1 protein-coding gene and 1 pseudogene are annotated in these 2,173 nt (G+C 60.1%); both read right to left on the bottom strand.

The window, feature by feature from the left end:
* Positions 1-139: 139 nt before the first annotated feature.
* Positions 140-1,310, bottom strand: a pseudogene (locus FEM54_RS31030) (hypothetical protein).
* Between the two features lie 82 nt (positions 1,311-1,392).
* Positions 1,393-2,173 (bottom strand): ABC transporter ATP-binding protein (locus tag FEM54_RS31025; RefSeq protein WP_138454119.1); only part of this gene is annotated, 781 nt, incomplete at its 5' end.

Genomic DNA, 2,173 nt, shown 5'->3' with positions numbered 1-2,173 from the left:
CCACAACAGCTCACTGGCCACAGACTTCGTGTTAACCGGTTGTGTAGATACCTATGCTCATCGCAGGCAAGCCCACTCCCAAGCTGGCAACGCATTTCAATGTGGGAGCTGGCTTGCCTGCGATAGCGTCAGTGGCCTATTAGAAGTAGTAACCGATGTTCATGTACAGCTGATTTTCCAACTGATTACTGCCGCCTGCGCCCAAACTCTGGGTGTAGCTGCTGCCGCCAATGTACGGGTCGTTCTTGCCGATCAGCCACTCCGTCGCTACCCATAATTTACTGACCGAAAACGATGTACCCAGGATCAGCCGCTGTGAGGTTTTGAAGTCATTGTCAGACTTGTCAAAGGCGCTGTAGTTGGCATACAGCTTCACACCGCTGATCTGATCGAACAGGTACTTGCCGCCCACGTCGTAACTCAAATCCGCCACATACAAGTTGCCGCGACTGGCGACGTTGAAGGTGCCGTCATACCCGCCCAGCGTCACCACGCCGTCGGTGCCTTCGTTGCGCGGCGACATTTGCTGGCGTGCCGCCTGCAGTTGCACACCCCACGGGCCGTTCTTGCCCAGGTAGTGAATGGCCACGGCGTTGCGGCGGCCGTCGTTGCCGGTGTCTTTGTTCTCCAGGGTCGAGGTCAAGCCGGAGAGGCCGACTTCGGATTTCCAGTTACCCAGGTCCATAGCCTTGGCCACGCGTACCACCACGGTGTTGCGTTCCTGGTTGTTGCTGCCGTCAGCCACGTAGCTGTCGGCTTCGGAGACCACGCTGGAATAGGTCACGCCTTTGCTGGTGCCTTTACCTTGCCACGCCGGCCGTAGGTAGTAACCGGCCTGAATATTCCAGTCACCAGCTTTGCTGGATGTATTTGGCGCCGACCTGTTGCACGTCTTCCAGACCAATCACATTGCCCAGGGTTTCGTAGAAGGTGCTGCCGAAATAGGGCTGCAAGCCGAACGGCACGGTGTTCAGACCCACTTGCACTTGCTGGTCGGGATTGAACTTGTAGCCCACCCACGCGAATTTGGCGAACTGGATATCACCGTAGTTCTTGGTGTACTGGTACGGGTACGAACGCCCGTAGAAGCGGTACTGCGCTTCACCGATCCAGGTGTCGGAGTTGTACTTAGCGCTGAGGAACGCGGTGTCGAGGCCGAACTTCTGGATGCCACGATCCGGGTCATAGTCCCAGCGCGCGCGTACGGCGCCCCCGAGGTCGAGGTTGTCGGTGACCTGGATGGCCATGGCAGGCGCCGCGAGGGTGCCGAGCACGGGGACCAGGGCAATAAAACGTAGGGTTGGTCGCATGGTTTTACTCTCGTTATTAGTTATTTTTGGCAACAGCAGCCCGTTGCCGCAGCGGACGCTGCGACGCAGGGAAAGGGAAAACTCAGTGAGCCGCGGGGCGGATCAACCTCAATGGCGGCCCGGCAGCCGGTAATTGCGTGGCGCCCGGTGCGGCGGCAAGCAGCGCCTGGGTGTAGCTGTTCTGGGGCCGCAACAGCACCTGTTCGGCGCTGCCGTATTCGACCACTTCGCCCTGGCGCATTACGGCGATGTGGTCGCTGATTTGCGCCGCCACGCGCAGGTCGTGGGTGATAAACAGGATGCTCAGGTTGAGTTGCTTTTGCAGATCGGCCAGCAGCTCCAGCACCTGCTTTTGCACCGACACATCCAGCGCCGAGACGCTTTCATCGGCGATCAACACTTCCGGGCGCATGGCCAGGGCGCGGGCGATGCCGATGCGCTGGCGCTGGCCACCGGAAAACTGCCGGGGTTTGCGCTTGAGCGCATCGCGCTTGAGGCCCACTTGTTCAAGCAAATCACCGGCCTCGGCCCAGGCGTCCTTGGCCGATAAACCACGCAGTTGCGCAGCACGGGCAATGATGTCGCCGACTCGATGGCGCGGGTTGAGCGACCCATACGGGTCCTGGAAGATCATTTGGATGCGCCGCCGATTGGCCGCCAATGCTGAGCCGCGCAAGGCCAGGAAGTCCGTATCACCGACCCATACATGCCCGCTGTCGCTGTCCACCAGGCGGATTGCAGCCTTGACCAGCGTGCTTTTCCCCGAGCCGGACTCGCCGACAATCGCCAGTGTTTTGCCGCGTGGCAGGTTCAGCGATACGTTACGCAAGGCCGCGACCGAACTGCCGCCGACGGTGTAGGTC

The sequence above is a fragment of the Pseudomonas edaphica genome, assembly GCF_005863185.1.
GTDB lineage: Bacteria > Pseudomonadota > Gammaproteobacteria > Pseudomonadales > Pseudomonadaceae > Aquipseudomonas > Aquipseudomonas edaphica.
The sequence above is the reverse complement of the archived record's forward strand: the minus strand, read 5'-3'. Positions and strand labels throughout refer to the sequence as shown.